At 70.7% G+C, this 2,949-nt stretch carries 3 protein-coding genes; 1 reads left to right on the top strand and 2 read right to left on the bottom strand.

All coding sequences use genetic code 11. The features are described 5' to 3' along the window. Positions 1-44: 44 nt before the first annotated feature. The gene (gene serA, locus KME78_RS63545; RefSeq protein WP_219539938.1) at positions 45-1,634 is read right to left on the bottom strand and encodes a phosphoglycerate dehydrogenase; all 1,590 of its coding nucleotides are present in this window, start codon (positions 1,632-1,634) and stop codon (positions 45-47) included. 240 nt (positions 1,635-1,874) lie between these two features. On the opposite strand from serA, the gene KME78_RS63540 reads away from it, so the two are divergent. Next, positions 1,875-2,729, top strand: a complete 855-nt coding sequence (locus tag KME78_RS63540; RefSeq protein ID WP_219539937.1) for a hypothetical protein — start codon at positions 1,875-1,877, stop codon at positions 2,727-2,729. Between the two features lie 27 nt (positions 2,730-2,756). Here the strand turns inward: KME78_RS63540 and KME78_RS63535 are convergent. Continuing rightward, a partial coding sequence (locus tag KME78_RS63535; protein WP_219539936.1) for a hypothetical protein occupies positions 2,757-2,949 on the bottom strand: 193 nt, incomplete at its 5' end.

Here is a 2,949-nt window from a genome sequence, read left to right as displayed (position 1 = left end):
GGCTGCCGCGAGAGCGGCAGCCGTTGGTCCTGGTACGGGGCGGGTCAGTCCTCCAGGTCGACCGAGCGGCCGCTGTCGGCGCCGATCTCGGTGATGATCTGCTCGACCACCTCGGCCGGGATGGCCGAGTCGACCGTCAGCGCGATCAGCGCGTTGCCGCCCTTGGCGTCGCGGGCCACCTGCATCGAGGCGATGTTGACGCCGTGCTCGCCGAGGAGGCGGCCGACGACGCCGACGATGCCGGGCCGGTCGACGTAGGTGAAGAACGACAGGTGCGCGGTCGGCTCGATCTCCATCTCGTAGCCGTTGACCTCGACGATCTTCGTGATCTGCCGGGGGCCGGACAGCGTGCCCGAGACCGAGACGCGGCGGCCGTCGGCGAGCACACCGCGCACGGTGACCACGTTGCGCCAGTCGGGGCTGTCGGAGCTGGTCACCAGGTTGACGGAGATCCCGCGGTCCTTGGCCAGGAGCGGCGCGTTCACGTACGTGACCGAGTCCTCGACCACGTCGGTGAAGATGCCCTTGAGCGCGGCCAGCTCGAGGACCCGCACGTCCTGCGAGGCGATCTCGCCGCGCACCTCGACGTCGAGCTTGGTGGCGACCTCGCCCGCCAGCGCGGTGAAGACGCGGCCCAGCTTCTCGGCCAGCGGCAGGCCCGGCTTGACGTCCTCGGCGACCGCTCCGCCCTGGACGTTCACCGCGTCGGGCACGAACTCGCCGGCGAGGGCGAGCTTGACGCTCCGCGCGACCTGGGTGCCGGCCTTCTCCTGGGCCTCGTGGGTGGAGGCGCCCAGGTGCGGCGTGACGACGACCTGGTCGAGCTCGAACAGCGGGCTGTCGGTGCAGGGCTCCTTGGAGAACACGTCGATGCCGGCCCCGGCGACGCGACCCTCCTTGATCGCCGAGTAGAGCGCGCCCTCGTCCACGATGCCGCCGCGGGCCACGTTGACGATCCGCACCGACGGCTTGACCTCGTGCAGCTCCTTGTCACCGATGAGCCCGAGCGTCTCCTTGGACTTGGGCAGGTGCACGGTGATGAAGTCGGCCTGCTTGATGACCTCTTCGAGACTGACCAGCTTGACGCCCATCTGGTCGGCGCGGGCCGGCGGCAGGTAGGGGTCGTAGGCGATCAGCTCGACGCCGAACGGCTGCAGGCGCTGCGCCACGAGCTGACCGATCTTGCCCAGACCCAGGATGCCGACGACCTTCTCGTCGAGCTCGACACCGGTGTACTTGGACCGCTTCCACTCGCCGTTCTTCAGCGCGGCGTGCGCCTGAGCCGTGTTGCGGGCGCTGGCCAGGATGAGCGCGATGGTCTGCTCGGCGGCGCTGGTGATGTTGGAGGTCGGGGCGTTGACCACCATCACACCGGCCTTGGTGGCCGCCTCGACGTCGACGTTGTCGAGACCGACACCGGCCCGGGCGACCACGCGCAGCTTGGGCGCCGCGGCGATGGCCTCGGCGTCGACCTGCGTGGCGGAGCGGACGATGAGCGCGTCCACGTCGGCGAGCGCGGGCAGGAGTTGCGAGCGGTCGGCGCCATCGGTGTGGCGGACCTCGAAATCGTTGGCGAGTACGGCGAGGCCTGCCTCTGACAGCTCCTCTGCGACCAGTACGACGGGCTTGCTCATGGAAGTGGATCCTTAGGGGCAGGCGGGCGGGTGTTGAGGGACACGTCTCCGGGCCCCTCGGATCGCTCCGAGTCTATCCGCGCTTGTGAATGTGTTCACGAGGGACCCAGGATCTGAGACAGCCGCCGCCATACCCCGCGTCCCGCAAAGTCATCCACACTGCTCGCATCTTTGTCTTGATCGGGGGATTTCTTGGCTATTAGCCTGATAAGCCGTGACCGACTACCTATGGTTCGTCATATGAGCATCGGGAATCCTGCGCTTGCCGACGTGCTCGCCCAGCATGGCAATCCACATCGCCTGCTGGCGGCGCTCGCTGATGGTGGGGTTCTGGTGGCAGTGCGACCAGACCGTTCAGTCGTCCTGGGTACGACCCAGGCCGGCGACAGAGTGCTGCTCGGATACACGGGCGCGGCTACGTACGCCCGGCACCGCGGCAGTCACTCCCTCTCCGCCTGCGATCCGGACACGATCCTCGACATCCAGCGCGTCACGGGCGTGCGGGAGATCGTGATCGACGCGGCGGGGCCCGCCGCTGCGGCCGTGCCCATCGACGATCTGCAGCGCTTCCTCGCCTCGACGCGTTCGGGACCCCATCCGGTGCTGTCGGGAGCCGTCCCCGCCGCGTACGCGACGGGCGCGATGGCCACGGTGTCACGGGGAGCCGCGCTCGCGCAGGTGGCACCGCCTTCGGCGGACGCGCCCGCGCTGCCGTGGATCCCGGCGCCGCGACCGCACCTGTCGGGGCCCATGCAGCAGGTCGACCCCGGTTACCGGCGGTGCACGCACCCGATCCTGCCCGCCCTGCGGCTGGCGATCGGGAACCTGCTGATGGACTACCCGCTCGTGCACCACGTCTGGATCTCCGAGGCGCGCACCGCCTCGGGGGCGGTGGGGATCATGCTGCACGTGAAGGTGCACATGTCGGCCGCCGAGGACGTGGTCCGCGACCTGCACCGCGGGGCCCGCGCCCGGTTGCCGCAGTTCGCGGCGAGCGGGGCGCCCATCCTCATGGCCCGGGTGGCGGACTCACGCAGCGAGCGCCGGATGATCGAGATCGGCGCCCACGTGGTCGTCGCGGACGGGATCGACTAGCGCGACCCGGCCCGCCCGGACCACCGATCACTGCGGCCCGACCGCCGACGCCTGCGGGACTGAGCAGCCCGGCGCGCCCGGGCCGCTGATCACTGCGGCCCGGTGCCTCGGACCGTCGGCGTGCCCGGACGCGGGCGACCGCGCCGGGCGAACCGCGATGACCGCTGCCCGGCGCACCTGGACGCGAGCGACCGCGGCCCGCCTCGGGCGGACCGCGGTC

It is taken from the genome of Nonomuraea guangzhouensis (assembly GCF_019396345.1).
Classification (GTDB): Bacteria; Actinomycetota; Actinomycetes; order Streptosporangiales; family Streptosporangiaceae; genus Nonomuraea; species Nonomuraea guangzhouensis.
The sequence above is the reverse complement of the archived record's forward strand: the minus strand, read 5'-3'. Positions and strand labels throughout refer to the sequence as shown.

What these genes read in the sequence shown, in the direction of transcription:
- serA (WP_219539938.1), bottom strand. Translation starts at nt 1,634, where the DNA reads ATGAGCAAGCCCGTCGTACTGGTCGCAGAGGAGCTGTCAGAGGCAGGC.
- KME78_RS63540 (WP_219539937.1), top strand. Translation starts at nt 1,875, where the DNA reads ATGAGCATCGGGAATCCTGCGCTTGCCGACGTGCTCGCCCAGCATGGC.